The sequence below is a fragment of the Micromonospora sp. NBC_00860 genome, from assembly GCF_045207375.1.
In the GTDB taxonomy this organism is placed as follows: Bacteria; Actinomycetota; Actinomycetes; order Mycobacteriales; family Micromonosporaceae; genus Micromonospora; species Micromonospora vinacea.
Genome location: NZ_CP108825.1, coordinates 6,415,509 through 6,439,705, shown reverse-complemented (window position 1 = coordinate 6,439,705; position 24,197 = coordinate 6,415,509). Strand labels below are relative to the sequence as shown.

19 protein-coding genes are annotated in these 24,197 nt (G+C 72.6%); 9 read left to right on the top strand and 10 right to left on the bottom strand.

Annotated features, from left to right (window positions below):
* The first annotated feature begins 9 nt into the window (after positions 1 to 9).
* Positions 10 to 609 carry a hypothetical protein gene (locus OH804_RS29685; protein WP_196920115.1) on the top strand — a complete coding sequence of 200 codons (600 nt, stop codon included), beginning with the start codon at positions 10 to 12 and terminating at the stop codon, positions 607 to 609.
* Position 610: 1 nt separating this feature from the next.
* Here the strand turns inward: OH804_RS29685 and OH804_RS29680 are convergent, their stop codons facing one another.
* Positions 611 to 1,174, bottom strand: coding sequence for a hypothetical protein (locus OH804_RS29680; protein ID WP_406066726.1), 564 nt, complete (start codon positions 1,172 to 1,174; stop codon positions 611 to 613).
* 195 nt (positions 1,175 to 1,369) lie between these two features.
* Here OH804_RS29680 and OH804_RS29675 point away from each other — a divergent pair, with 195 nt between their 5' ends.
* Both OH804_RS29675 and OH804_RS29670 read left to right on the top strand, forming a co-directional pair.
* Positions 1,370 to 3,931, top strand: a complete 2,562-nt coding sequence (locus tag OH804_RS29675; RefSeq protein WP_406060892.1) for an FtsK/SpoIIIE domain-containing protein — start codon at positions 1,370 to 1,372, stop codon at positions 3,929 to 3,931.
* Between the two features lie 37 nt (positions 3,932 to 3,968).
* Entirely contained in the window at positions 3,969 to 4,679 is a 711-nt protein-coding gene (locus tag OH804_RS29670) for a hypothetical protein (RefSeq protein ID WP_406066724.1), read from the top strand.
* 70 nt (positions 4,680 to 4,749) lie between these two features.
* Here the strand turns inward: OH804_RS29670 and folE are convergent, their stop codons facing one another.
* From folE to OH804_RS29650, 4 genes are all read right to left on the bottom strand, one after another.
* On the bottom strand, positions 4,750 to 5,415 hold the full coding sequence (gene folE / locus OH804_RS29665; protein WP_091403265.1) for a GTP cyclohydrolase I FolE: 666 nt from the start codon (positions 5,413 to 5,415) through the stop codon (positions 4,750 to 4,752).
* A gap of 35 nt (positions 5,416 to 5,450) precedes the next feature.
* A complete protein-coding gene (gene ftsH / locus OH804_RS29660) occupies positions 5,451 to 7,469 on the bottom strand; it encodes an ATP-dependent zinc metalloprotease FtsH (RefSeq protein WP_091403269.1) in 2,019 nt (672 codons plus the stop codon).
* 408 nt (positions 7,470 to 7,877) lie between these two features.
* Positions 7,878 to 8,453, bottom strand: a complete 576-nt coding sequence (gene hpt / locus OH804_RS29655; protein WP_030328005.1) for a hypoxanthine phosphoribosyltransferase — start codon at positions 8,451 to 8,453, stop codon at positions 7,878 to 7,880.
* Positions 8,454 to 8,553: 100 nt separating this feature from the next.
* On the bottom strand, positions 8,554 to 8,799 hold the full coding sequence (locus OH804_RS29650) for a hypothetical protein (protein ID WP_196925107.1): 246 nt from the start codon (positions 8,797 to 8,799) through the stop codon (positions 8,554 to 8,556).
* Positions 8,800 to 8,841: 42 nt separating this feature from the next.
* Here OH804_RS29650 and OH804_RS29645 point away from each other — a divergent pair, with 42 nt between their 5' ends.
* A complete protein-coding gene (locus tag OH804_RS29645) occupies positions 8,842 to 9,804 on the top strand; it encodes a GlxA family transcriptional regulator (RefSeq protein WP_406060889.1) in 963 nt (320 codons plus the stop codon).
* Between the two features lie 9 nt (positions 9,805 to 9,813).
* Here OH804_RS29645 and tilS read toward each other — a convergent pair whose 3' ends face one another.
* The 3 genes from tilS to dacB form a co-directional block, all read right to left on the bottom strand.
* A complete protein-coding gene (gene tilS / locus OH804_RS29640; protein WP_406060887.1) occupies positions 9,814 to 10,797 on the bottom strand; it encodes a tRNA lysidine(34) synthetase TilS in 984 nt (327 codons plus the stop codon).
* A gap of 10 nt (positions 10,798 to 10,807) precedes the next feature.
* On the bottom strand, positions 10,808 to 11,878 hold the full coding sequence (locus OH804_RS29635) for a zinc-dependent metalloprotease (RefSeq protein WP_196920120.1): 1,071 nt from the start codon (positions 11,876 to 11,878) through the stop codon (positions 10,808 to 10,810).
* Positions 11,879 to 11,970: 92 nt separating this feature from the next.
* Positions 11,971 to 13,440 (bottom strand): D-alanyl-D-alanine carboxypeptidase/D-alanyl-D-alanine-endopeptidase, encoded by a 1,470-nt coding sequence (dacB, locus tag OH804_RS29630; protein WP_406066722.1) that lies wholly within the window; start codon positions 13,438 to 13,440, stop codon positions 11,971 to 11,973.
* 527 nt (positions 13,441 to 13,967) lie between these two features.
* Between dacB and OH804_RS29625 the strand changes: the two genes are divergently transcribed.
* Positions 13,968 to 14,474: an inorganic diphosphatase gene (locus OH804_RS29625; protein WP_196920121.1), complete on the top strand. Its 507-nt coding sequence runs from the start codon at positions 13,968 to 13,970 to the stop codon at positions 14,472 to 14,474.
* A 31-nt stretch (positions 14,475 to 14,505) separates the two neighbouring features.
* Here OH804_RS29625 and eccD read toward each other — a convergent pair whose 3' ends face one another.
* Complete coding sequence (eccD, locus tag OH804_RS29620) at positions 14,506 to 15,909, bottom strand: type VII secretion integral membrane protein EccD (RefSeq protein ID WP_406060885.1); 1,404 nt, start codon at positions 15,907 to 15,909, stop codon at positions 14,506 to 14,508.
* A 101-nt stretch (positions 15,910 to 16,010) separates the two neighbouring features.
* Between eccD and eccCa the strand changes: the two genes are divergently transcribed.
* From eccCa to OH804_RS29600, 4 genes are all read left to right on the top strand, one after another.
* Entirely contained in the window at positions 16,011 to 19,994 is a 3,984-nt protein-coding gene (gene eccCa, locus OH804_RS29615) for a type VII secretion protein EccCa (RefSeq protein WP_406060883.1), read from the top strand.
* 74 nt (positions 19,995 to 20,068) lie between these two features.
* Entirely contained in the window at positions 20,069 to 21,409 is a 1,341-nt protein-coding gene (gene mycP, locus OH804_RS29610) for a type VII secretion-associated serine protease mycosin (protein ID WP_196920124.1), read from the top strand.
* 52 nt (positions 21,410 to 21,461) lie between these two features.
* Positions 21,462 to 22,253 (top strand): phosphatase PAP2 family protein, encoded by a 792-nt coding sequence (locus tag OH804_RS29605; RefSeq protein ID WP_196920125.1) that lies wholly within the window; start codon positions 21,462 to 21,464, stop codon positions 22,251 to 22,253.
* Between the two features lie 37 nt (positions 22,254 to 22,290).
* A complete protein-coding gene (locus tag OH804_RS29600) occupies positions 22,291 to 22,998 on the top strand; it encodes a phosphatase PAP2 family protein (protein WP_406060881.1) in 708 nt (235 codons plus the stop codon).
* 18 nt (positions 22,999 to 23,016) lie between these two features.
* Here the strand turns inward: OH804_RS29600 and OH804_RS29595 are convergent, their stop codons facing one another.
* Positions 23,017 to 24,195, bottom strand: coding sequence for a MarP family serine protease (locus OH804_RS29595; RefSeq protein ID WP_196920127.1), 1,179 nt, complete (start codon positions 24,193 to 24,195; stop codon positions 23,017 to 23,019).
* Positions 24,196 to 24,197: the final 2 nt, after the last annotated feature.

Here is a 24,197-nt window from a genome sequence, read left to right as displayed (position 1 = left end):
GTTGCGGTCATGACCGGACCACTGCCTGATCCGTTCGCCGACCAGCCCGACTGGGCACCGCAACCGCCGAGACCGCTGGCCATCGTCCCCGCGACTGAGCGGGTGGAGCTTCGCGGGCAACGGGTGCTGGTCGGGCTGCCCGGGATGGGTTGGCGCGGAGACCTGCGCGCGGACGACCGGGTGGTGCAGAGCGCTCGAACCTACGTGCCGGTGATCCCCGAGCACGAGTGGTACCGGGCCGAAGCCGACCAGGTCGAGGTGTTCGCGCCGCTGGTGCCGGTGGAACGGGTCTGGGTGGAGACCGTCGGCAGCCGACCGGAGGTGGACGGCACCCGTGACAGCGGCATCCGGTTGGTCTCGCTGGACGGCCCGGCACACCGGGCCCCCACACCGGTCTTCGAAGCGGACGCGGTCACCGGTCGGCGGGTGGTGCACGTCGAGGGCGGCCTGGAGCACCGCGACCTTCGAGCGGTCACCGAAACCTACTCGGGTGCCGAAGGGGACATCTGCGTGCGGATCACACCCGAGGTCGAGTGGTACCGCTGGGCCTGGCGAGGCCAGTCACCCACCACCTTGGAGGTGCCGGTTCACCTGCTTTGGATCGAGTGACTTAGCTAGCCGGCGTGCCGCCACATACTCGCCAACCACCGTCATCTTCGACGACGGTGAACGTCCAGTCGTCTCGGCGGCTGCTCCGGACAACACCCTCGGCAGACCCGGAAATGGTCAACGTGGTGCCGACTGATTCTCCCTCGCTAGATGGCGTGCGAGTCAGTTGGCCCCAACTGACTCGAACCGTGACGTCGAACTTCGCCTCACGCTGCTCAATTTCAGCTCTCAAGTCTCGAATGGCCTGTAGCTCGGCCCCGCTCTCGCAGGTGAAGAGGTCTGCTCTCGTGTCATTGCGATCCACGAGGAACGCGCGCAGATAGTTGTCCACGACCACATCGGGTGCGCTGCGGTCCGGGGTTGAGGCGCGGGTGTACCACACGTAGGCCGTTGCGACGCCGCCGATGCAGAGCAGGGCGAGTACGCCGGCGACGACAGTGAGCACCGTCCGCATCCGGCGGCGTGGCGGCTGCGGTGCCGGGGGTGCCGGGGCGGGCGGCAGCTGCTCGGACGGTGTCCGCTGGGCCGGTACGCGGGAGACCTGGGAACCGGCGGGGGGCTGCACTGATTCCACCTCCTGAAGTTAACGGCTGGACGCCCCGGAGCCAATGCCTCAGATTCAGCGGATCGTGACGGACCCCTCCCCACCGGTGAGATCCACGACATCACCGGCGCAGCGCCGAGGCACCTCCCGGAGGTGCGCCCTCGGCTGGGATACCGTCTCTGCTTGGGGAGGGGTTGCCAACCTCGGGTAGAGGGGGTGGACGCGGTGGCCGGTCCGAAGGCTCGTACGAACCGCGCCGCAGCCCTGCATCGTCGGGCGACGGCGGTCGCGACCGCTGCTGCCGGGATCCTGGACGAGACGCGGCCGGCTCCGGCCGATCAGCGCCGTCAGTACGAGGTGGCCGACCGGTTGCGGACGGCTGCGGCCGTGCTGGCTCCGGGTTGGGCCGGTGCGGCACTGGACTCGCTCACCGTGAATTCGCCGGCGGGTGATGGTCCGCCGCCGTTCGTTCGGGTCGGTACCGCGGCGCCGTTGGACGATGCTCGTTTCCCCGCGTTGGTGCCTCTTGTCGGCAGCGGTCACCTCAGTGTGGACGCTGACGCGCGGGAGCCGCGGGTGGCCGGGTTGCTCCGGGCCGTACTTTTGCGGTTGTTGGCTGCGGCACCGGCAGGTGCACTGCTGATCCGCGCTGTGGATGCCACCGGTGCGGTGCTGACGCCGTTCGGGGCGCTCGCTGATGCTGGTCTGTTGCCACCGCCGGCGGTGGACGTGGCAGGTCTGCGCGCGGTGCTGACCGAGGCGGAGCAGTGGGTGACGCCGGGGGCGAACGGTCGGCGCCGTCACGATCGGACGTTGTTGCTGGTGGTGGCCGCGCTACCGGAGTCGACGGGTCCGAGTGATCTGGCCCGCATCGAGGCGTTGGCCGAGCAGGGGCCGGCCGCTGGGTTGCACCTGGTGGTGGCGGGTTGGCCGCCCGCCGGCCCGTATTCGGTCCGGGCGCCGCTGCCGCACGCCACGCCGTTGGCGCTGCGTAATGCGTACGCGCTGTTGGGTGATCCGCCGGGGGCGTCGTTCGCCGGGCCGGGCGCCGATCCGCCGGGCGGTTTGAACTCGCCGGTTTTCGTCGAGTCGGACCCGCCGGCCGAGTTGGTCGACGCGGTCTGTCGGCGGCTCGCCGAGCAGGTGGAGGCGGGTTCCCGGTTGGCGTTGGGTGCTCTGCTGCCGCCGACGGGTGAGCGACTGTGGGAGTCGGACTCCGCCGACGGGTTGACCACGACTGTCGGTGACGCCGGGGGCCGGTCGGTGCCGCTGGGTTTCACCGAGTTGACCCCGCACTGGCTGGTGAGTGGCCGGTCCGCGGCGGGCCGTGCGGCGTTCCTGACGACCGCGCTGCTCGGTCTGGCCGCCCGGTACGGCCCGGACGACCTGGCGTTCTACCTGGCGGATCTCGGCGACGGTGAGTCCTTCGTGGAGTTCCTGCAGACCGAGCGGGACCGGTCGTGGGTTCCGCAGGTGCGCGCGGCCGCGATGGCCGCCGACCGGGAGTACGTCCGGGATCTGCTGGACGAGTTGATGGCCGAGGTGCAGCGCCGCACGGAGGCGGGTGCCCGGGCCGGGGGGCAACGCTTCGCGGAGTTGCGTCAGCACCAGCCGCTGCCGCGGATCGTCTGTGTGTTGGACAATGTGCCGCTGCTCTTCGCCGAGCGGGACCGGCTGGCCGCCGAGGTGGCCGCGCAGTTGGACGGGTTGGCGCGGGCCGGTCGGGCGTACGGCGTGCACCTGGTCCTGGCGGGCGCGGGCGAATTGGGGTTGAGTGCGCGCGCCGATGCTGGTCATCGGGATTCGGTGCTCGGGCAGTTTCCGGTGCGGGTGGCGCTGCCGGGAGGCAGTCCGGTGTTGGAGCCGACGAACGACTCGGCGGCCGGTCTGCCGGTGGGCAGCGCGGTGGTGAACACGGCCGGTGGGCTCGGCGGCCCTCGCGGTGCGATCCGCGGTCACGAACGGTTGATCCGTCACCCGGATCCACTGGATCATCCGGAGGTCGTGGAGGCGCTGCGGCACGAGTTGTGGGCGGCTCGTCCGGCGGGGTCGGTGCCGCCGGTGGTCTTCGCGGGTTACGCCCGGCCGCTGCTCGGCAATGATCCGCGCCACCGGGCGGCCCTGGCGGGGCAGGCGCACGGGCCGGCCGCCCTGCTGGGCCGGGCGGTGGACGTGGCCCGTTCGACGGTCGCCGTGCCGTTGGGGCCGGCGGCCGGGCGCAACCTCGCGGTGCTGGGCTCGGGCACCGCGGCGGGCGGGTTGTTGGCGACGGCCGCGCGGAGCACGTCGGCGCATCACGCGCCGGGCGGCGCCCGCTTCCTGGTGGCGGCACCGGACCCGGGTTCCCGGGCTCTGGCGGAGGCGTTGACGGCCGAGTTGGCGGTCCGGCATCCGGCCGAGTTGGTGGATCTGCCGACGCTGCTCGCGGACACCGCCGACGAACTGCCCACATACCTGGTGGTTTTCGGGCTGGACCGGCCGGGTCCTCGGGAGCTGCCGGTGGACCGGCTGCGGGCGCTCCTGCTGGATGGGCCGCCGGCGGGGCGGCATCTGCTGGGCTGGTGGCGTGCGGTGCCGCCGTTCGCCTCGTTGTTCGAGCCGGCGGGCGAGGTCGACAAGTTGGCGGCGGTCGCCGTGCTGGACGTGCCGGTCGCGCAGCTCACCGCGGTCTTCGGTCGGCCGGTCGAGTGGCAGGTGCGCCCCGACCGCGCGGTGCTCTGGGACGGCCCGGACGAGCGGGGCACGGTCCTGGTGCCGTTCGCCGACGAGGCGGGCTGATCGGGTGGCGCGCGTGGAGGGTGTCGAGGTGGATCCGATCGCGACGGTGACCGGGCCGGGGCGGCAGCGGGCCGCTGCGGCGACCGGGGACGCCACCCCGCGGACGGTCGAGCCCAGCACGGCCTGGGTGGAGTATCTTGCGGCCGCCCGCCAGTTGGACGGGGTACGCCGGAGCGCGGCTGCCGCTGCCGGTGAACAGGCCCGGTCGGCGGACGCCGCCCGGGAGGAGTTGACTGTGGTCCGTACCGGGCTGGCGAGTCAGCAGGAACGGCTGCGTGAGTTGGGCGTACCGGCGATCTCCCTGGTGCCGTCGCCGCCGGAGCTGACCGAGGCGGCCCGGTCGATGGCGGGTGGCCCGGCGGCCGTGTTGGCGGCGCTGCGGACCGCGCGTGGTTGGGCCGAGGCGGCGGACGCGGCGCTGGCCGCGCGCCGCCGGTTCCGGCCGGGGTCCTGGCCCGCGCGGGCGCGCAACCTCCTGGTGTACGGGCCGTTCGCGCTGCTGGTGCCGCTGATCCAGGTCGTGGTTCTGGCGGCGACGGGGGTGGGACCGGCGACCGTGGCGGCGTTGATCTGCGGGCTGCCGATGCCGGCGGTCGCGTTCGTCGCCGGTTGGATCGGCATCGGGCGGTTGTTCCGGGTCAGCCCCACGGAGCGGCTGGACCGTACGGTGCGTTTCGGCGCGTTGGTGTGCCTGGTGCCGGCGGTGCTGGCCACGGCCGGCCTGCTGCTGGCGCTGCTCGCTGGCTGACAGACACCCTGCGGGAACGCGACGGCCGGCCGTCCCGGATGGGTGTCGGCCGGCCGTGGTGCGTCGGGTGTCAGCGGGGGATGATCAGCGCCATCGCCTCGGCCCGCGACTTGGAGTCGCTCTGCAGGATGCCGCGTACGGCCGACGTGATGGTCTTGGCGCCGGACTTCTGGATGCCGCGCATCGCCATGCACATGTGCTCGCATTCGAGCACGACCACGACGCCGCGTGGTGCGAGCTTGCTCATCAGCAGGTCGGCGACCTGCGAGGTGAGCCGCTCCTGCACCTGGGGTCGACGGGCGAAGACCTCGACGAGTCGGGCCAGCTTGGACAGGCCGGTGATCCGCCCGTCGGGGCCCGGGATGTAGCCGATGTGCGCGCTACCGCGGAAGGGCAGCAGGTGGTGCTCACAGAGGCTCATCACGTCGATGTCCCGGACGATGACCAGCTCTTCGTGGTTGGCCTCGAAGGTGGTGCTGAGCACCTGGGCCGGGTCGACCCGCAGGCCGGCGAAGAGTTCGGCGTACGCGCGGGCGACCCGGGCCGGGGTCTGCTGGAGTCCGTCGCGGTCCGGGTCCTCGCCGACAGCGATCAGGATCTCGCGGACGGCCTTCTCGATCCGGCCGAGGTCGACCGCGTCCTCGACGGGGCGGCCGGTCAGCTTGCCGCTGATCAGCCGCGCGGCCACGTAGTCCAGCTCGTCGTCACCGTCGGGTTCGGTCGCGGAGACGGCCAGCTCCCCGTGTGGGGAGCTGGCCGTCGGGTCGTTGCTCAGTGCGTGCCGTCCGAGTTGTTGGACGGCGCGCCGCCGCCGACCGACGCCTGCGCGCCGTCGGCCTCGGCCTGCGCCTTGAGCTTGTCCTTCTCCGCAGGGGTGAGCACGGGCGGCTCGGTGGAGGGCTGACGCTTGCCGAAGCCGTTGTACGGGGCCAGCGGCGGGCGCTTGACCACCCGGGAGCAGATCCGCGCCATGTCGGCAGTGGAGAGAGTTTCCTTCTCCATCAGCTCGAGCACGATGTTGTCCAGGACGTCCCGGTATTCCACCAGGATCTCCCAGGCCTCGTCGTGCGCCAGCTCGACCAGTGCCCGCATCTCGCCGTCGATCTCGGCGGCCACCGAGTCCGAGTAGTCCCGCTCGTGGCCCATGTTGCGGCCGAGGAACGGCTCGTCCCCGCTGGTGCCGTACTTGATCGCGCCGAGCTTGGAGCTCATGCCGTACTGGGTGATCATCGCGCGGGCCAGTTGGGTGGCCTTCTCGATGTCGTTGCCGGCACCGGTGGTGGGCTCGTGGAAGACCAGTTCCTCGGCGGCGCGACCGCCCAGCGCGTACGCCAGGGTGTCGATCATTTCGGCGCGCGTCTGGGTGTACTTGTCTTCGGTCGGGAGCACCAGGGTGTGGCCCAGCGAGCGGCCACGGGACAGGATCGTCACCTTGTGCACCGGCGCGGCGTGCGGCAGCGCCCAGGCGACCAACGCGTGGCCACCCTCGTGGTACGCGGTGATCTTCTTTTCGTTGTCGCTCATGACGCGGGTCCGTCGCTGCGGACCTGCGACAACCCGGTCGATCGACTCTTCGAGCGAGTCGTTGGAGATCGCGCGCTGCTCCTTACGGGCGGTGAGCAGGGCCGACTCGTTGATCACGTTGGCCAGGTCGGCGCCGCTGAAGCCCGGGGTGCGCCGTGCCACCGCGTCGAGGTCGACATCGGGCGTGAACGGCTTGCCCTTGGCGTGCACCCGCAGGATGGCCTTGCGGCCCTCCATGTCGGGGGCGTCCACCGGGATCTGCCTGTCGAACCGGCCCGGGCGCAGCAGCGCCGGGTCGAGGATGTCCGGCCGGTTGGTGGCGGCGATCAGGATGACCCCGCCCTTGGTGTCGAAGCCGTCCATCTCGACGAGGAGCTGGTTGAGCGTCTGCTCCCGCTCGTCGTGGCCGCCGCCCATGCCGGCACCACGGTGCCGGCCGACGGCGTCGATCTCGTCGACGAAGACGATCGCCGGGGCGTTCGTCTTGGCCTGCTCGAACAGGTCACGGACCCGGCTGGCGCCGACGCCGACGAACATCTCCACGAAGTCGGAGCCGGAGATGGAGTAGAAGGGCACCCCGGCCTCGCCGGCGACCGCGCGGGCCAGCAGCGTCTTGCCGGTGCCGGGCGGACCGAACAGCAGCACACCCTTCGGGATCTTGGCGCCCAGGGCCTGGTACTTCGCCGGGTTCTGCAGGAAGTCCTTGATCTCGTACAGCTCCTCGACGGCCTCCTCGGCACCCGCGACGTCCGCGAAGGTCGTCTTCGGAGTGTCCTTGGTGATCATCTTGGCCTTGGACTTGCCGAAGTTGAGCACCCGGGAGCCGCCGCCCTGCATCTGCGACATGAAGAACAGCAGCAGGAGGACGAGCAGCGCGATCGGCAGCAGGTTGACCAGCAGGCTCACCCAGATGCTGTCCGAGGAGACCTTGGCGTCGGCCGGGCCGGTGACCCGGTTGTTCGCCTTTGCGTCAAGCACCTCGTTCCAGATCTGGTCGCCAGCCTGGTACGGGAACTGGGCTTCGATCTTGTTGGTCTCGGTCTTGCCGAACTTGGTCTTCTGGGCCAGGTCCAGCTGGAGCGTCTGCTCCTTGTCCTGGAAGACCACCTTGTTGATCTTGGCGGTGTGCAGCTGATCGAGCGCAACGGAAGTGTCCACGCGGTGGTAGCTGGGACCACTCGTGAACAGCTGACTGAGCACAACGGCGCCGAGGATGACCAGGATGATCCAGACCACCGGTCGGCGGAAGAAACGCGTACGTTCCATACTGTTGTCGAGCGCCGGAGCGCCCGCATCCTCCTGATCGACGTCCTGACCGTCTGATGGTGTCGCCGCGCTGAGCGGCGGCCGGAGCCGCCGTGCGGGCCGGCCTCGACCCCGAGGCGCGAAAACTGCCGCGCCGCGGTCATTCGACGGTACACCGTGTACGCGAGGAGTGAGCTTGCGAGCCCCGCAGTCGTGCACCATCAAAAGCCGGTGTGGCGGGGAGTCCGGCTCGGCCACCCGAGCGCCCGGTCACGCGATCGAGAGGGTCGAGCACGGAGTTACCTCCGGGCCACCGGGTTACACGGTAACCGCATCAGCTGAGAGCGCGCTGAACGTCGGCTTGATGGATACCGATGCGAGTCGGGCTCATGCCGGCCGGCGGGCCGTCCCGACGGGTCTGTCCCGGCGTCAGGAGCGGGCGTAGACCTCGGGCTTGAGCACCCCGACGTAGGGCAACTCGCGGTAGCGCTCGCCGAAGTCGAGGCCGTACCCGACCACGAACTCGGTGGGGATGTCGAAGCCGACGTACTTCACCGGGACCGGCACCTTCACCGCGTCCGGCTTGCGGAACAGGGCGACCACCTCGACGCTCGCCGCCGAACGCGACTCGAGGTAGCGCAGCAGCCAGGAGAGCGTGAGCCCGGAGTCGACGATGTCCTCGACGACGACCACGTGCCGCCCGGCGATGTCCCGGTCCAGGTCCTTGAGGATGCGGACCACCCCGGACGAGGTGGTGCCCTGGCCGTAGGACGAGATGGCCATGAAGTCGAGCTCCGCCGGGGGGCCGTTGCGGCCCAGCGCCCGGGCGAAGTCCGCCATGAACATCACCGCGCCCTTGAGTACGCACACCAGCAGCAGCCCGTCGCCCACGTGGGCGTAGTCGGCGGAGACCTGCTTGGCCAGCTCCGCCGTCTTCTCGCGGATCTGCGCCTCGGAGATGATCACGTGGTCGATGTCGGCGTCGTACCAGGAGCCGTCAGCCATGACTCCTAGCCTGCCGTACGTCGGATGGCCTCCGTCGGCGGGGCCGCACCTTTTGGCGCGGTCCCGCCAAGGATTTTCTGCGCAAACAACGCTAATCACATCAGTTGGTGCGGGACCGCCAGCGGCGGCCGTCGTCGCTGGGCTTCCAGTCGGCCGAATCGTGGCTGTCGACGGTGAGGCCGGCCGCCGAGGCGGCGACGAGCAGGACGAGGAACAGGAGGAAGAGCAGGAACTCCATGGCGGCGCTCGCTTTCGCATGATTGCTGTCGGTTTCGCCGCCGGTGCGCACCGGACTGAGAACAGTCTGCGACCAGACGAAGCGAGCGGACAGTGGCAGGAATGCCATTGGTCATCGATTTACTGCCACCTGTCGGGTTACCCTCGTCACATGCTGCGGTCCGTTGCCGTCCTCGCCCTCGATCAGGTCGCTCCCTTCGAGCTCGGCGTACTCGCCGAGGTGTTCGGCACCGACCGGACAGCCGACGGGTTTCCCGCCTACCGCTTCCAGGTGTGCAGCCCCGACGGCGCTCCCGTACGTACCTCGTCCGGCTTCCGCCTCACCCCCCACGCCGACCTCGGCCCCGTCGACGAGGCCGACCTGGTGGCCATCCCCGCGCACAGCCAGGGCACCACCGTCCCCGGCCCGGTGCTCGACGCGCTCCGCCGGGCCGACGCCCGTGGAGCGCACCTGTTCAGCGTCTGCTCCGGGGCCTTCCTGCTCGGCGAGGCCGGGCTGCTCGACGACCGCGAGTGCACGACCCACTGGCGCTACGTGGACGAGCTGCAACGCCGGCACCCGCGCGCCCGGGTGCGCTGCAACTCGCTCTACGTCCAGGACGGGCGGCTGCTCACCAGCGCCGGCACGGCGGCCGGCATCGACGCGTGCCTGCACCTGATCCGCCAGGAGCACGGCTCGGCCACCGCGACCCGGCTGGCCCGACGGATGGTGGTCCCGCCGCATCGCGACGGCGGCCAGTCCCAGTACGTCGAGGCGCCGATCCCGAAGGCGCCCGAGGCGCCCACCCTCGAACCGGTGCTGGAGTGGCTGATGGGTCACCTGGACCGGACGATCACAGTGGAGGAGTTGGCCGCCCGCGCCGGCATGGCGCCCCGCACGTTCGCCCGCCGGTTCCGCGCCGAGACCGGCACCACCCCGCATGACTGGCTCACCAACCAGCGGGTGCTGCTCGCCCGGCGGTTGCTGGAGGAGACCCCGTTGAGCGTGGAGGCGGTCGCCGACCAGTCCGGCTTCAGCGACGCCGCCGCACTGCGCCACCACTTCAGCCGCCGGGTCGGCGCCACCCCGCACAGCTACCGGACCACCTTCCGGGACCGGGCGCACAGCGGCTGACCAGGGGCCTCAGCCGGGAGCCAGCCGGTCGTTGCGACGGAGCACCCGGACACCGCCGGGCAGGTCGGCCGGGCCCTGACCGTGCCAATCGGTGACCAGGGCGTCCAGGGCGGCGACGTGCCGATGGGACAGGGCGCCGGGCAGCGCGCCCAACTCGCGGGCCCAGGAGTGCAGCACCCGGCCGCGCACGGCGGGGACCAGGCCGAGCAGCGCCGGTACGGACAGCCCCTCCTCGGGGCACCGGGCCGCCGCCAGGGCCCTCCCCGCCAACTCGTCGAGCGCGGCGTTGTCGGCGGCTACCAGCCGGGCGGTACGCGCGAGGTTGTCCACCACACCGGGCCCGAGCGCCCGCACCAACGCCGGCAGCAGGTCGGCCCGCACCCTCGACCGGGCGTACGACGGGTCGGTGTTGTGCGGGTCCTGCCACGGGCTCAGCCCGAGCACCGCGCAGGCGGCGCGCGTCTGCTCCCGACCGATCTCCAGCAGCGGGCGCAGCAGCGGCACCCCGCCCAGATCGCGTCGGGCCGGCATCCCGGCCAGCCCTCGTGGGCCGGCGCCCCGGGCGAGCGCGAGCAGCACCGTCTCCGCCTGGTCGTCGCGGGTGTGCCCGGTGAGCACCGCTACCGCGTTCTGCTGCCGGGCCACCTCGGTCAGCGCCTCGTAGCGGGCTTCGCGGGCGGCCGCCTCCGGCCCGCCGGGACGCCCGGCAACCTCCACCCGGACCACCGTCGCCGAGTCGAACCCGACGTCCCGTCCCCAGGCAGCCACCGCCTCGGCGCGCTGCGCGGAGCCGTCCTGCAAGCCGTGATCGACTGTGACGAGCAGCGCGGCGCGGCCCAGCCGAGGTGCCACAAAAACGGTGGCCGCCGCGAGCGCGAGCGAGTCGGCGCCACCGGAGCAGGCGACCAGCACCGGCCCGCCGGACGGCAGACCGGTCAGGGCGCGGCGGACCGCCACCCGGATCGCGGCCACCGGCGGAGCGAGCGCGGCCACCGGCGGGTGGTCAGCCAGCGGCCGGGATGGTGCCGGCCGGGCCGTGCACCCGGGCGACCCAGGCGTCCGGGTCGCCCAACTCCGACAGTCGAGGCAGGGTCAGCGGCGAGTTGAAGATCGAGTTGAAGCCCTCCATGCCGACGCGTTCCACAACGCCGTGCACGAACTTGCGCCCCTCGGCGTACTGACGCATCTTGACGTCCACCCCGAGCAGCCGGCGGATCGCCTTCTCCAGCGGGTTGCCCGCCTCCCGGCGTCGGTTGAAGGACGCCCGGATCCGCTCCACGCTCGGGATCACCTGCGGGCCGACGCCGTCCATCACGAACTCGGCGTGCCCCTCGAGCAGGGTCATCAACGCGGTGAGCCGGTCCAGTACGGCCCGCTGCGCCGGGGTCTGCACGATGTCCAGCACGCTGGTGCGGCTCTCCGGGTCACGGACCGCGTCGGACAACGTGGCCACCCCGCGCCGCAACCGTTCGACCAGGTGCTCACTCCCGCTGGACGAGGCGTCGACGAACGCCTGCACCTCGCTGAGGAAGTAGGCCCGCATCCACGGCACGGCCGTGAACTGGGTGCGGTGGGTGACCTCGTGCAGGCACACCCAGAGCCGGAAGTCCCGAGGGTCGGCGCCGAGCTTCCGCTCCACCTCGACGATGTTCGGCGCGACCAGCAGCAGCTGACCCGGGTCGGCCGAGAAGACCTCGTACTGGCCGAGCACCCGGCCGGAGAGGTAGGCCAGCACCGTGCCGGCCTGCACCCCGGTCAGCCGGGAGCCGATCGCCTCGGTCAACGCGCCCGGTTGCTTGTCGCCGGAGAGCCGACTCACCAGCGGAGTGATCACCTCACGGAGCCCGGCGATGTTTGTCGCGGCCCAGTCGCGGCGATCGACCACCCGGACCGGCGGATGCGACACCTGCGCCCGGAGCCCCGTGTAGTCGGCCACGTGCCCGGCCGCCTCCTCGGTCAGCCGGCGCAGGTCGCCGACCACATCGGTGGCTTCGGCGTACGACACGCGGGGGCCAGACTTGCTCAACGCCCCCGCCGTGGCGGCGGCCAGATCCCAGTCCACGAACTGCGCCATGGACCCACCGTACCCGCGCCGCGACACCCCGGCCCGGGCTCGCGCCCTCGATCGACACCGATGGAGGCCGCGTCACCCCGGACCGGCGACGGTCAGCCGCAGCCGCAGCCGGCCAGCGCGGCGGCGATCCGGTCCAGCGCCGGCTGGGCGGTCTCCCGGTCACCCGGCACCTTGTCGGTGAGCACCGCGAAGGTCAGCAGCCGACCATCGGCGGTGGTGACCAGGCCCGCGACCGAGTGCACGCCGGTCAGGGTGCCGGTCTTGGCCCGGACGCTGCCCGCGCCCGCGGCGGTGCCCGCGGTGTTGCGGTAGCGCTCGTTCAGCGTCCCGGACCAACCGCCCACCGGCAGACCACCGAAGACGCCGGCCAACTCCGGATGGTCCGGGCTGGCGGCCAAGCGGATCAGATCGGTCAGCAGCGACGGGCTGATCCGGTTGAGGCGGGACAGGCCGCTGCCGTCGGAGACGCTGATCTCGTCGGCGGGAAGGCCCAACTCCGCCACCTCGGCGTCCATGGCGGCGGCGCCCCCGTCGAACGAGGCGGGCTGGTTGCGGGCCAACGCGACCTGCCGGGCGAGCGCCTCCGCCACCAGGTTGTCGCTCTCGCTGATCATGATGTCGACGAGCCGGATCATCGGCGGAGACTGCACCACGCCCAGTTCGGTGCCCGGTGCCGGGCTGGCACCGGTCGCCGCCTGAGGTGGGGCGGCGCCCCGCTTCACGGCGTCGTTCGGCACCCCGAGCAACCGGGCGAACGCCTTGCCGGCGGCCAGGTCCGGCTCGACGAACCGCTGGGCGGATCCGTGTGCGACGCCCGGGTCCACCCGAGCGCCGTCGGTCATCAACGCGGTCACCGCGCCGCCCGACCCGCCGGTCGGAATGTCGTCGTCCCAGCCGGGGCCGTACACCGGGCCGGAGTAGACCGAGCCGTCGACTGTGACACTGGTCGGCGGGGTGCCGCCGAGCGCTGTGCGCACCTGGGCGGCCAGCTCGTCGAGGCGCGCCGCACCCGGGTAGTAGCCCTTCTTGTCGATCGCGAGGGTCGGGTCGCCGCCACCGACGATCACCACCTCGCCGGCCTTCGCGCCGGCCACCGCACGGGTGGGAATCCGGTAGCCGGGCCCCCGGGCGGCCAGCACTGTCACAGCGGTCGCCAGCTTGGTCACCGACGCCGGGACCGTGCCGTCGTCCGCCCCCTTGGCGAACAGCGTCTGACCGGTGATCACGTCGGCGACCGAGACGTTCACCCGGTCGCCCAGGGCGTCGACGCCGACCAGTGGATCGAGCACGGCACGGACCCCGTCCGGGGTGGGCACCGGGGCGTTCGAGTCCGGCCCGGCCAGCACCTCCGACGGGGCGGGTTCCGGAGTCACGCCGGCCGCGTTCGGACCGGACCCGGCCTCGTCGCCCAGCCACCCGGCGACCGGACCGGGACGGGTGATCACGACTCCGACGCAGGCGAGCACCAGCACGAGCACGGCGGCCAGCAGCACCGGCAGCCGCCTCCGGCGGGGCGGCGCGGCGGGTGGGGGTGCGGGTGCGGCGCCGGCGGGCGCCGGCAACGCGGAGATCGGCGGGCCCAACGGGGGGACCTGGCCGGGGGCGGTCGGTCCGGGACCGAACGACGGGCTGACCGGCGCAGGGCTGACCGGGACGCTGGCGCTGCCGCGCGGCGGGCCACTCACCGGCCGCTCGCCGCCGGCCACCGGGAAGTGACCGGTGTTCGGAGTGGGCGACGTCGACCCGGCCGGCGGGCGCCAGGGCAGCGGCGGGGGCCGCTCAGGCACCGTCCCCGGTGTCGGGGGCGCTGGTTCGGGAGCCCGTGGGAGGTGCGCCTCCGGCACCGGGACCCGCCCCTTGGCACTGCCGGAGCCGGATCGTCCGGTACCGTGCGCGGAGCCCCCATCCGGGCGGTAGTGTGAATCTTCCCTCCCCACGACCCCCTCCTCCCCCAGCGAAAAACGGCTTGGGTGACACTACTTCGGTCCGAAGACTATGCGGCGGCCGGAGTCGGCGGGTGGGCATTCACCTGTCCGGAGGGCCGCCATTGGTTCCGTTAGCCAGCGTGGGCAGACGAGGGAGCGTGCAGATGGATTTCGACGTGACGGTTGAGATCCCCAAAGGTCACCGGAACAAGTACGAGGTGGACCACAAGACCGGCCGGATCCGGTTGGACCGCACCCTCTTCACCTCCACCCAGTACCCGGCCGACTACGGGTTCATCGAGGGCACGTTGGGCGAGGACGGCGACCCGTTGGACGCCCTCGTGCTGGTCCCCGAGCCGACCTTCCCGGGCTGCCTGATCCGCTGCCGCACCATCGGCATGTTCCGGATGACCGACGAGAAGGGCGGGGACGACAAGGTCCTCTGCGTGCCCTACGAGGACCCCCGCCAGGAGCACCTGCGCGACATCCACCACCTGGGCGAGTTCGACCGCCTGGAGATCCAGCACTTCTTCGAGGTGTACAAGGACCTGGAGCCCGGCAAGTCGGTGGAGGGCGCGACCTGGGTCGGCCGCACCGAGGCCGAGGCCGAGATCCACGCCTCGTACAAGCGGGCCAGGGACGCCGAGGCGCGCGGCGAATCCGCCCACTGACGACCGCTGACGCACCGGGCCCGGGGGCCGCTCAACCGAGCAGCCCTCGGGCCCGGTCGTACAGGTCGAGCACCGCGCAGGCGATCGGCACCACGGCGACCACCAGGGCCGTGTCGGTGAGGTCCGCGACCCTCCCGAGGTACGGCGAGACCGGCCGGCGGGCGTATGCCGTGCCGCTGGCGACCGCCACCAGGGCCAGCGCCGCCCCGCCGAGGACCAGCACCAACCGCCCGGTGTCGTCGGCCCGACCGACCAGCACCGCGCCCAGTACCGCGTAGCCAGCCAGCCCGGCGAGCACAGTCGGCACCCGGTGTCGCATCGCCACGAACAGCCGCGACCGGAGCAGCAGCACCGCCGAGGTGACAGCCACCAGCACCCGACCGGCCGTGCCACCGGCGACCACGAGGACGACGGCGGTGGCCACCACCAGCAGGGCGTGGCCGATCAGCATCCCGGTGAGCATCTCCTCGGTGCGGATCACCGCGGCGTGCACCCGGCCACGGTCCGGCAGATCCCGGGCCCGTTCCGGCTCCGCCGCGGAGGTCGAGGCCGGCAGGGTGATCGGCGGCAGGGGCAGCTTGCCCAGCCGGATGGCCAGCAGCGGGATCACGCCGACGGCGAAGACCAGTGCGCTGAGCAGCACCGCCGCCGTACCTGCCGTGGTCATCAGGAGCCCGCCGAGCGCTGCCCCCGCGCCGAGCAGGCCGACAGTGACACCGGCGACGAAGACCCGCAGCCGGCTGGCCACCCCGAGAAGACCGATCAACGCCACCAGCAGCAGCGCGACCGAGCCGGCCAGCAGCTCGGGGGCGCCCACCCAGCGGGCCGGCCCGACCGGCCCGACCGGGTCGCCGGAGCCGACGGCCAGGGCGCCGGCGGTGAACGCGTAGGGCAGCGCGTAGCCACCGAGCGTCGCACTGGCGGCGCCGTCGCCGTTGGCGCGGGAGGCCACCGTGCCGGCCACTGTGAGCACCAGCGCCACAGCGACGGCCGCCGGCCAACCGGCCCGGTGCGTCGGGCCACCGGCAAGCAGCGCGAGCAGTCCGACCGCGAGCGGTACGGCGGCACCGGCAAGACCGGCTGCCCGGGTGGCGGTGGGCGACCAGGCGCCGCCCCGGCGGCGGGCCCCGTCGACGATCGCGTCGATGACGTCGTCGTACTCCAACTCGGGCCAGTGCGCGCGGGCCGGTACGAGGTGCAGAACCTCACCGTCGCGGACCCCCTGCGGCAGCAGGGCCTGCGCGGTCACCAGCAACGCCCCGTCGGCGCGGCGGAGCACCCAACCGCCGTGCTGTTCGCCGTCGTCGGCCAGCCCGACACCGGCGTGCCGGAGCACGTCGGGCAGCAGCTCGGCCAGGGGCACCTGCTCCGGCAGGGCGACGTCCACCCGTCGTTGCGGCGCGCTGATGGTGACGCGTGCCAGCCCGGTAGTCATCGACTGGTCTCCATATCGAGGGGGATCGGAGGCTGCGCGGACGACAGGACTTTACCTACCATGAGCCAGGCTCGGGTTACCCAGCGCTGTCAGGAGGCCGAGTGTCCACAGTCGTCATCAAGCGCCCCCCGCGCCGACCAGCACCGGAGATCCCCGCCGGCGAGCTGTCGGTCGAGGCACCGCCGGAGATCCCCGCGGTGACCGGCGGACGGTGGCAACAGATGCTCATGCTGCTGCCCATGCTCGGCGGCACTGTGGCGATGGCGATGATGTTCGGCCGGGGCGGCGGCGCCTACTCGTACGTGGTGGGCGGCATGTTCGGGCTGTCCTCGTTGGCGATGCTGGTGACGTCCTGGGGCAGCGCCTCCGGCACCCCGAAGAAGTCCGAGATGATGGCCGCCCGCAGGGAGTACCTGCGCCACCTGGCCATGCTGCGGCGGCGGGTGCGGCGGACCGCGGGCCAGCAACGGGCCGGGCTCTACTACCGGCACCCGGATCCGGGGCGGCTCTGGTCGACGGTGGACAGCCACCGGGTCTGGGAGCGGCGCCCCGCCGACAGCGATTTCGCTGTGGTGCGGGTCGCCGTCGGGCCGCAGACCCTGGCCACCCCCCTCGTCCCACCGGTCACCAGGCCGCTGGAGGAGCTCGAGCCGATGACCGCCGGCGCGCTGCGCCGCTTCCTGGACGCGTACTCCGTGGTGCCGGACCTGCCCGTGGCGCTGTCGCTGCGCAGCTTCGCCCGGGTGCACGTGCGACAGGCCGGTCGCGGCCGGTCGACCACCCCGACCACCGGCGGGCCACCCACCGGCGACCCGGCGGCGCAGGCGCTGGTCCGGGCCGTGCTGACCCAGTTGGCGGTCTTCCACGCCCCCGACGAGCTGCTCGTCGCGGTCTGCGCCGGGCCGGAGCGCCGCGCCTGCTGGGAGTGGGTGAAGTGGCTTCCGCACGCCCACCATCCCAGCCGCAGCGACGCGCTCGGCCCGGTACGGCTGGTCACCAGCTCCGCCGCCGAGTTGGAGTCGCTGCTCGCCGACGTGCTGGCCACCCGGTCCCGGTTCAGCCCGGCCGGCCCGGCCACCGACGGTCCACACGTGGTGGTGGTCCTCGACGGCGGCGACCTCACCGGTGCCAGCGACCTGACCGGCGACGGCGGCATCGACGCGGTCACAGTGCTGGACCTGGACACCCCGCCGCCCCGACTGCTCGACCGGTACGCGCTGCTGCTGGAGCTGCACGGCCGGCGGCTGCACTCGTTGTCGTCCGACGGGCACGCCGAGGTGGGCACCGCCGACCAGTTGGACCTGGCCGACGCCGAGGCGGTCGCCCGACGGTTGGCGCCGCTGCGCCTCGCCGGCGCGGCCAGAGGGCCGGACGCTCCGCTCCAGGCCGACCTGGGCCTGCCCGAGCTTCTCGGTCTCGGTGACCCGGAGAGCTTCACAGCGGAACAGGGCTGGTTGCCGCGCTCGGCACGGGACCGGTTGCGGGTGCCGATCGGGGTGGGCGCGGACGGCGGCGCGATCGAGCTGGACCTCAAGGAGTCCGCCCAGGACGGCATGGGCCCGCACGGCCTGCTCATCGGGGCGACCGGCTCCGGCAAGTCCGAGCTGCTGCGCACGCTGGTGCTGGGGCTCGCCGCCACGCACAGCTCCGAGCAGCTCAACTTCGTGCTCGTCGACTTCAAGGGTGGCGCAACCTTCACCTCCTTCGACCGGCTGCCGCACACCGCGGCCGTGATCACCAACCTGGCCGACGCGTTGCCCCTGGTCGACCGCATGGTGGACGCGATCAACGGGGAGCTGGTCCGCCGGCAGGAGTTGCTGCGGCGGGCCGGCAACTTCGCCAGCGTGCGTGACTACGAGCGGGCCCGGGCTGCCGGTAGCCCTCTGGCCCCGCTGCCGTCGTTGCTGCTGATCTGCGACGAGTTCTCGGAACTGCTCTCCGCCAAGCCCGACTTCATCGACCTGTTCGTGCAGATCGGCCGGCTGGGCCGGTCGCTCGGCGTGCACCTGCTGCTCGCCAGCCAGCGCCTGGAGGAGGGTCGGCTCCGCGGGTTGGACACCCACCTCTCGTACCGGATCGGGTTGCGCACCTTCTCGGCCCTGGAGTCCCGGACGGTGCTCGGCGTGGCGGACGCGCACGAGCTGCCCCGCTCGCCGGGCCACGGCTACCTGCGCGCCGGCACCGACCCACTGGCCCGGTTCAAGGCCGCGTACGTCTCCGGTGCCGTCCGCCGTCGGGCCGCGTCGGGCGGCGTCGCCGCCGAGGGGGGCGCACGGCTGCTCACCTTCACCACCCACGTCGTACCGGTGGCGGAGCCGGCCACTCCGGTCGTGCCCGTCGTGGCGGAGGAGGAGGGCAGCAGGACCCTGCTCGACCTACTGGTGGACCGGCTCGTCGGGCAGGGGCCGCCGGCGCACCAGGTCTGGCTTCCGCCGCTCGGTCAGCCGCCGGCACTCGACGAGCTGCTCGGTCCGGTCGAGGTGCACCCGAAGCGCGGGCTCACAGTGGGCAACCCGGAGCTGCACGGCGCGCTCGGAGTGCCGATGGCGGTGGTGGACAAACCGTTGGAGCAGCGCCGGGACCTGCTCTGGCTGGCCCTCGACGGCGCCGCCGGGCACGTCGCGGTGGTTGGTGCGCCGCAGAGCGGCAAGTCCACAGCCCTGCGCACGCTGATCTGCGCGCTGGCGCTCACCCACACCCCGGCCGAGGTGCAGGTCTACTGTCTCGACTTCGGCGGCGGCGGGCTGGCCGCGCTGCGCGACCTTCCGCACGTCGGCGGGGTGACCGGCCGCGCCGACCCGACCGCCGTCCGACGCACCGTCGGCGAGATGACCACCCTGCTGGTCGACCGGGAGCGCCGCTTCGCCGAACTGGGCGTGGAGTCGATGGCCGCGTACCGGCAGCGCCGAGCGGCAGCGGGGACAGCCGGCCAGCCGGGCGCCGACCCGTACGGCGACGTGTTCCTGGTGATCGACGGGTGGAGCACCATCCGCGGCGAGTACGACGACCTGGAGCCACTCGTCACCGACCTGGCCACCCGGGGTCTGTCGTACGGTCTGCACGTGGTCGCCACCGGGCTGCGCTGGCTGGATTTCCGCCCGGCGATCCGGGACCTGTTCGGCTCCCGGCTGGAGCTGCGCCTCGGTGACCCGGCCGATTCGCTGGTGGCCCGGCGCGCGGCCGCGAACGTGCCGGAGCGCCCCGGCCGAGGGGTGACAGCGGAGGGCCTGCACTTCCTCACCGCGCTGCCTCAGCTCGGTACCGCCGGCGGGGACACCGCCGACCTGGTCAAGAGGGCCGCGGACGGGTGGGCGGGTCCTGCGGCGCCCCGGGTGCGGTTGCTCCCGCCGGTGCTGCCGTACGCCGAGCTGGACCTCACCTCGACGACCGGGCTGCGGCTGCCGATCGGGATCGCGGAGGCGGACCTGCGCCCGGTGCTGCTCGACTTCGCCACCGAGCCACACTTCGTGGTCTTCGGGGACTCGGAGTGCGGCAAGTCGTCGTTCCTGCGCGCGCTGGCCACGTCGATCATCACCCGGTTCACTCCCGAGCAGGCCCGGGTGATCCTCGTCGACTACCGGCGCAGTCTGCTCGGCGCCATCGAGACGCCACACCTGATCGGGTACGGCACCGCGGCGGCGCACACCGCCGACCTTGTCGAGTCGGCCGCCGGTTACCTGGAGCGGCGGGCCCCCGGGCCGGAGGTCACCCCGCAGCAACTGCGGGACCGGTCCTGGTGGTCCGGGCCGGAGCTGTTCGTGCTTGTGGACGACTACGACCTGGTGGCGGCGGGGCCGGCGAACCCGTTGCGCGCGCTGGAGGAGCACCTGCCCCACGCCCGGGACATCGGGCTGCACCTGGTGCTGGCCCGCCGTTCCGGTGGGGCGGGACGTGCACAGTACGAGCCGATCGTGCAGCGCCTGCGGGAGCTGTCCACCGCCGGCCTGGTGATGGCGGGCAGCCCCGAGGAGGGCGCACTCGTGGGGCCGGTACGACCCGGACCGCTGCCGCCGGGGCGTGGTCGGCTGGTCACCCGGCGGGAGGGCGTACGCCTCGTTCAGTTGGCGCAACTGCCGCCGCAGTGACCTGACTCGCCGGTTCTTCCCGTGACGGGTGGGGAAACCGGTAATCTCCGATCGTCATGGTTCCGTCGGGATGAATGGCTGGGGATGTGACTGGGGTGCGGTACAGCGGTCCGTCAGCGGCCCGACGAGCGACCGGCCGGGCGCTGCTCGGTGTGGCTGCGGCGCTTGCCGTCGTGGCCCCGACGGCGGCGGCAGTGCCCGTAGCCGCGCCCACGAACGGTGGACAGCTCGCCGGCGCGCCGATGGCGTTCGCCCCCGGTGACGCCGTCGCCCGCACCGACCAGGTCCGCGACGAGCAGTGGCAGCTCGACGAGTTGCAGGCCGAGACGGCGTGGCGCAGCTCGACCGGCCGGGGCGTGACAGTGGCGGTGGTCGACTCCGGAGTGGACGGCAACCACCCCGACCTGGTCGGCCAGGTGCTGCCCGGCAAGGACCTGGTCGGCCCCGGCGGTGCGCCGGGCCCGGATCCGGTGGGTCACGGCACCACTGTCGCCGGCCTGATCGCGGGGCGCAGCGACGACAAGCGGGGCGTGGTCGGCCTGGCACCGGACGCCCGGATCCTGCCGGTCCGCGTGCTGGACGAGGAGAACCGTTACGACGACGCGCTGATCGTCGCCCAGGGGGTCCGCTGGGCCGTCGACAACGGCGCCCGCGTGATCAACCTGTCGCTGGGCGGCAGCGGTGACAGCCCGGCCCTGGCCGCCGCCCTGGACTACGCGTTCGTCCGGGACGTGGTGGTGATCGCCTGCACCGGCAACCTGGCCACCTCCAGCAGCACCAAGGTCTGGTACCCGGCTCGTGAGCCGGGTGTGATCGCCGTGTCCGGTCTCGAACGCAGCAGCGACAACATGTGGTCCGGCTCGATCACCGGCCGGGCGACGGTGCTCACCGCTCCCGCCAGCGGGCTGGTCGGTGCCAAGCCCCCCGGTGGGTACTGGCGGGTGCAGGGCACCAGCTTCGCCGCGCCGCTGGTGGCCGCTACCGCCGCGCTGGTCCGGTCCCGCTATCCGCAGATGCCCGCGGGTGAGGTGGTGAACCGGTTGTTGGCGACCGCCCGGGACCTGGGCCCGACCGGTCGGGACGACCGCTTCGGGTACGGGGTGGTCGACCCGGTTGCCGCGTTGACCGCTCAGGTGCCGCCGGTGATCGCCAACCCACTGGACGACCAGACGTCGCCGGGCGTCACCGGTTTCGGTCCGGCGCCCGGCTCGGTCGATGACAATCCGGTGGCCGGTGCTGGTAGCGACCCACTCGGTCTCGCCGCATCCGGTCAGCAGAGCCGGTGGACGGCTCGGGCGGCGGGCGGTCAGGACACGTCGGCGCCGGAGCAGTTGTGGACCACCGTCGTACTTCTCGTGGCGTTGGTCGCCGGTGCGGCCCTGATGGTCCGCCGGCTCCGCCAACGGACCCGTTGATCGCGGCCACCCGGCAGGCCTGACCGACCGCCCGGCCGGGTAGAACGGACCCATGAGTACGCAGTGGCCGCCCACCCTCGCCCCCACCGGTCAGCCGTCCTGGCGGCAGCGCCGCTTCGACAGGGACCACGCGCTGGGGCTGCGACTCACTCTGGCCGCGACGGCGGCGTTCCTGGTGCTGGTGCCGTTCGCCCTGCTCACAGTGCTGGTGCTCGGCGCCTGGGCCCCGCTGCACCGGCTGGACACGTCGGTCACCGACGCGCTGCACGGCTACGCGCAGGACCACAGGGCCTGGGTCCTGCTGATGCGGGTCTGGACCGAGGTGTTCGCACCGATGCCGCTGCGCGCCGTCGCCCTGCTCCTGGTGGTCTGGCTGCTGCGCCGGGGAGCCCGCCGCCTGGCCCTCTGGGCGGCCACGACGATGGTCGTCGGCGGGTCGATCGGTCCGCTGCTCAAGTTGCTGGTCGGCCGGGACCGGCCGGAGTTGCTCGACCCGGTGGCCCGGGCGGCCGGCTACTCGTTCCCCTCCGGGCACGCGCTGAACGCCACCCTGGCCGCCGGGGTGCTGCTGCTGGTGCTCCTTCCGTACGTCGGGCGGGGGGCGGCGCGGGTCGCGGTCTGGGTCGCGGCTGTGCTGCTCACCGTGGTGACCGGGCTGAGCAGGGTGGCGCTCGGCGTGCACTTCACCAGCGACGTGGTGGGCGGATGGCTGCTCGGTGTGGCGGTGGTCGCGGCCACCACCGCCGCGTTCACCAGTTGGCGGGCACACAGTGGCCTGCGGTCGGTTCGGCCGACCCGCGACGGCGTCGCTCCCGAGGTCGAGCGGCACCCGGGATCTGCCTGAGGAGTGACGACGAGACCGGCCGGGTACTGGCCCACCCATGTCCGAGACCGTGGTCCAGATCGTCCGGCGGGTGTTGCTGCCGGTGTCCCTCCTGCTGGGGCTCATGGTGCTGCTCGGGGTGCTGGTCACCCGGGTGTTCGCCCGAACCTGGCCGTTCACCGTGGAGGACGCGGTGAACCGGGAACTGGCCGCCGACCGCACCGGTGACTGGAACAACATCTCACTGGTGTTCAGCACGCTGGCCAGCACCCAGATGATCGTCGTGGTGACCGTGCTGGTGGCGTTGGCGCTGCGGCTCTGGCTGAAGCGCTGGCGCGAGCCGCTCTTCCTGTGCGCGGCGGTGACCGCCCAGGCGCTGGTGTTCCTGCTGACCACGCTGGCGATCGACCGGCGACGGCCGGCTGTGGAACACATGGACGTCTCGCCACCCACGTCGAGCTTTCCGTCCGGGCACACCTCGGCGGCGGTGGCGCTCTACGTCGGCATCGCCGTGCTGATGGCGCTGCGGGCACGGAGCACCGGAGCGAAGGTCGCCTGGTGGACGCTGCTGCTGATGGTGCCGCTGGGCGTGGCGATGACCCGGATGTACCGGGGAATGCACCACCCGAGCGACGTGGTGGCGTCCTTCGTCAACGGCGGCACGTGCGTCGCGATCATGGCCCGTGCCGTGCTGGACCGGGGGCTGCGGTGGGGCCGGGCGAAGCTACCGACCGTCGGGCGGCGCGTCCTGCCGGCCCAGAGCTGAGCCGACCCGCGGCGACGCTCAGGTGCACTCGCCGGTGCCGACCGGCCGGTTGCGTTCGGCCCCGGCCAACGCCACCGGGCGGGCCTCGGCCGCTGTCACAGCGAAGCCGGTGTTCGGGTCGTCGGTCGCCGCCGCGAAGATCACGCCGAGCACCAGGCCGTTGGCGGAGAGCAGCGGACCCCCGGAGTTGCCGCTGCGGACCAGCGCCCGGATCGTGTAGACCTCCCGGGTCACCTTCGTGGAGGCGTAGATGTCCGGACCGTTGATCCGGTCGACGTCGCGGACCCGCGCCGACTGCGCGTTGTAGGGGCCGTCGAGCGGGAAGCCGAGCACGATGGCGTCGGAGCCGCTGCCCGCGTTGCCGGCGGCGAACCGCAGGGACGGCCCGGGCAGCCCGGGCACGAGCAGCACCGCCAGGTCCCGGTCCGGGTCGTAGACCACCACCTTGCCGTCGTACCGCTCGCCGCCCAACTCCACGGCGACCGAGCGGGTGCCGGCCACCACGTGCGCGTTGGTCATCACCCGGTCGTCGGCGTACACGAAACCGGAACCCTCGATCCGGCGTGAGCAACTGGGCGCGGAACCCAGCACCTTGACGACCGACTGCCGGCCGTTGACCACCACCTGCGACTTGGCCAGCGCCGGGTCCGGCGGGTCGACCTGCCGCGCCCGGGTGGGCGCGAGGTCACCGAAGACGTCCGGGAACCCGTCGGTGTCGACGGTGTCCTCCAACGCCGTGGACAACTGGTGGGCCCGCTCCGGCAGGACCTGGTTGACCACCGTGATCAACGCGCTGTTGCGGACCGATGCGGCGAGCCAGGGCACCGAGGACGAGCCGAGCGGCACGGCGACCAGCCAGGCGAGCAGGAGCACCGCGAACAGCGAGACGAACGCCCCGCCGACGTCGTCGACCCGTTTGCCCACGTCGCTGGTGATCGTCTTGCGGAGGTGCGAGCCGAGCCAACCGGCGAGTGCCTGCCCGACCACCGCCAGCCCGAAGATGGCCACCAGCGAGATCAGCACACGGGTGCCGGCGTCCACGAACTGTCTGGCGAACAGCGGCCCGAGCTGGAGACCCAGCAGCAGACCCAGGAAGAAGCCGGACAACGACGTGACGCCGATGACGAAACCCTGGCGGTATCCGCTGATCGCGAACACGAGCATGAGCAGCAGCAGGACGAGATCCACGACGGACACGG

Excerpts from the sequence above, each read along its gene's own strand:
- OH804_RS29685 (WP_196920115.1), top strand. The coding sequence starts at position 10 with ATGACCGGACCACTGCCTGATCCGTTCGCCGACCAGCCCGACTGGGCA.
- ftsH (WP_091403269.1), bottom strand. The coding sequence starts at position 7,469 with ATGGAACGTACGCGTTTCTTCCGCCGACCGGTGGTCTGGATCATCCTG.
- hpt (WP_030328005.1), bottom strand. The coding sequence starts at position 8,453 with ATGGCTGACGGCTCCTGGTACGACGCCGACATCGACCACGTGATCATC.
- OH804_RS29650 (WP_196925107.1), bottom strand. The coding sequence starts at position 8,799 with ATGGCATTCCTGCCACTGTCCGCTCGCTTCGTCTGGTCGCAGACTGTT.
- OH804_RS29645 (WP_406060889.1), top strand. The coding sequence starts at position 8,842 with ATGCTGCGGTCCGTTGCCGTCCTCGCCCTCGATCAGGTCGCTCCCTTC.
- OH804_RS29635 (WP_196920120.1), bottom strand. The coding sequence starts at position 11,878 with ATGGCGCAGTTCGTGGACTGGGATCTGGCCGCCGCCACGGCGGGGGCG.
- OH804_RS29625 (WP_196920121.1), top strand. The coding sequence starts at position 13,968 with ATGGATTTCGACGTGACGGTTGAGATCCCCAAAGGTCACCGGAACAAG.
- eccD (WP_406060885.1), bottom strand. The coding sequence starts at position 15,909 with ATGACTACCGGGCTGGCACGCGTCACCATCAGCGCGCCGCAACGACGG.
- mycP (WP_196920124.1), top strand. The coding sequence starts at position 20,069 with ATGGCTGGGGATGTGACTGGGGTGCGGTACAGCGGTCCGTCAGCGGCC.
- OH804_RS29605 (WP_196920125.1), top strand. The coding sequence starts at position 21,462 with ATGAGTACGCAGTGGCCGCCCACCCTCGCCCCCACCGGTCAGCCGTCC.
- OH804_RS29600 (WP_406060881.1), top strand. The coding sequence starts at position 22,291 with ATGTCCGAGACCGTGGTCCAGATCGTCCGGCGGGTGTTGCTGCCGGTG.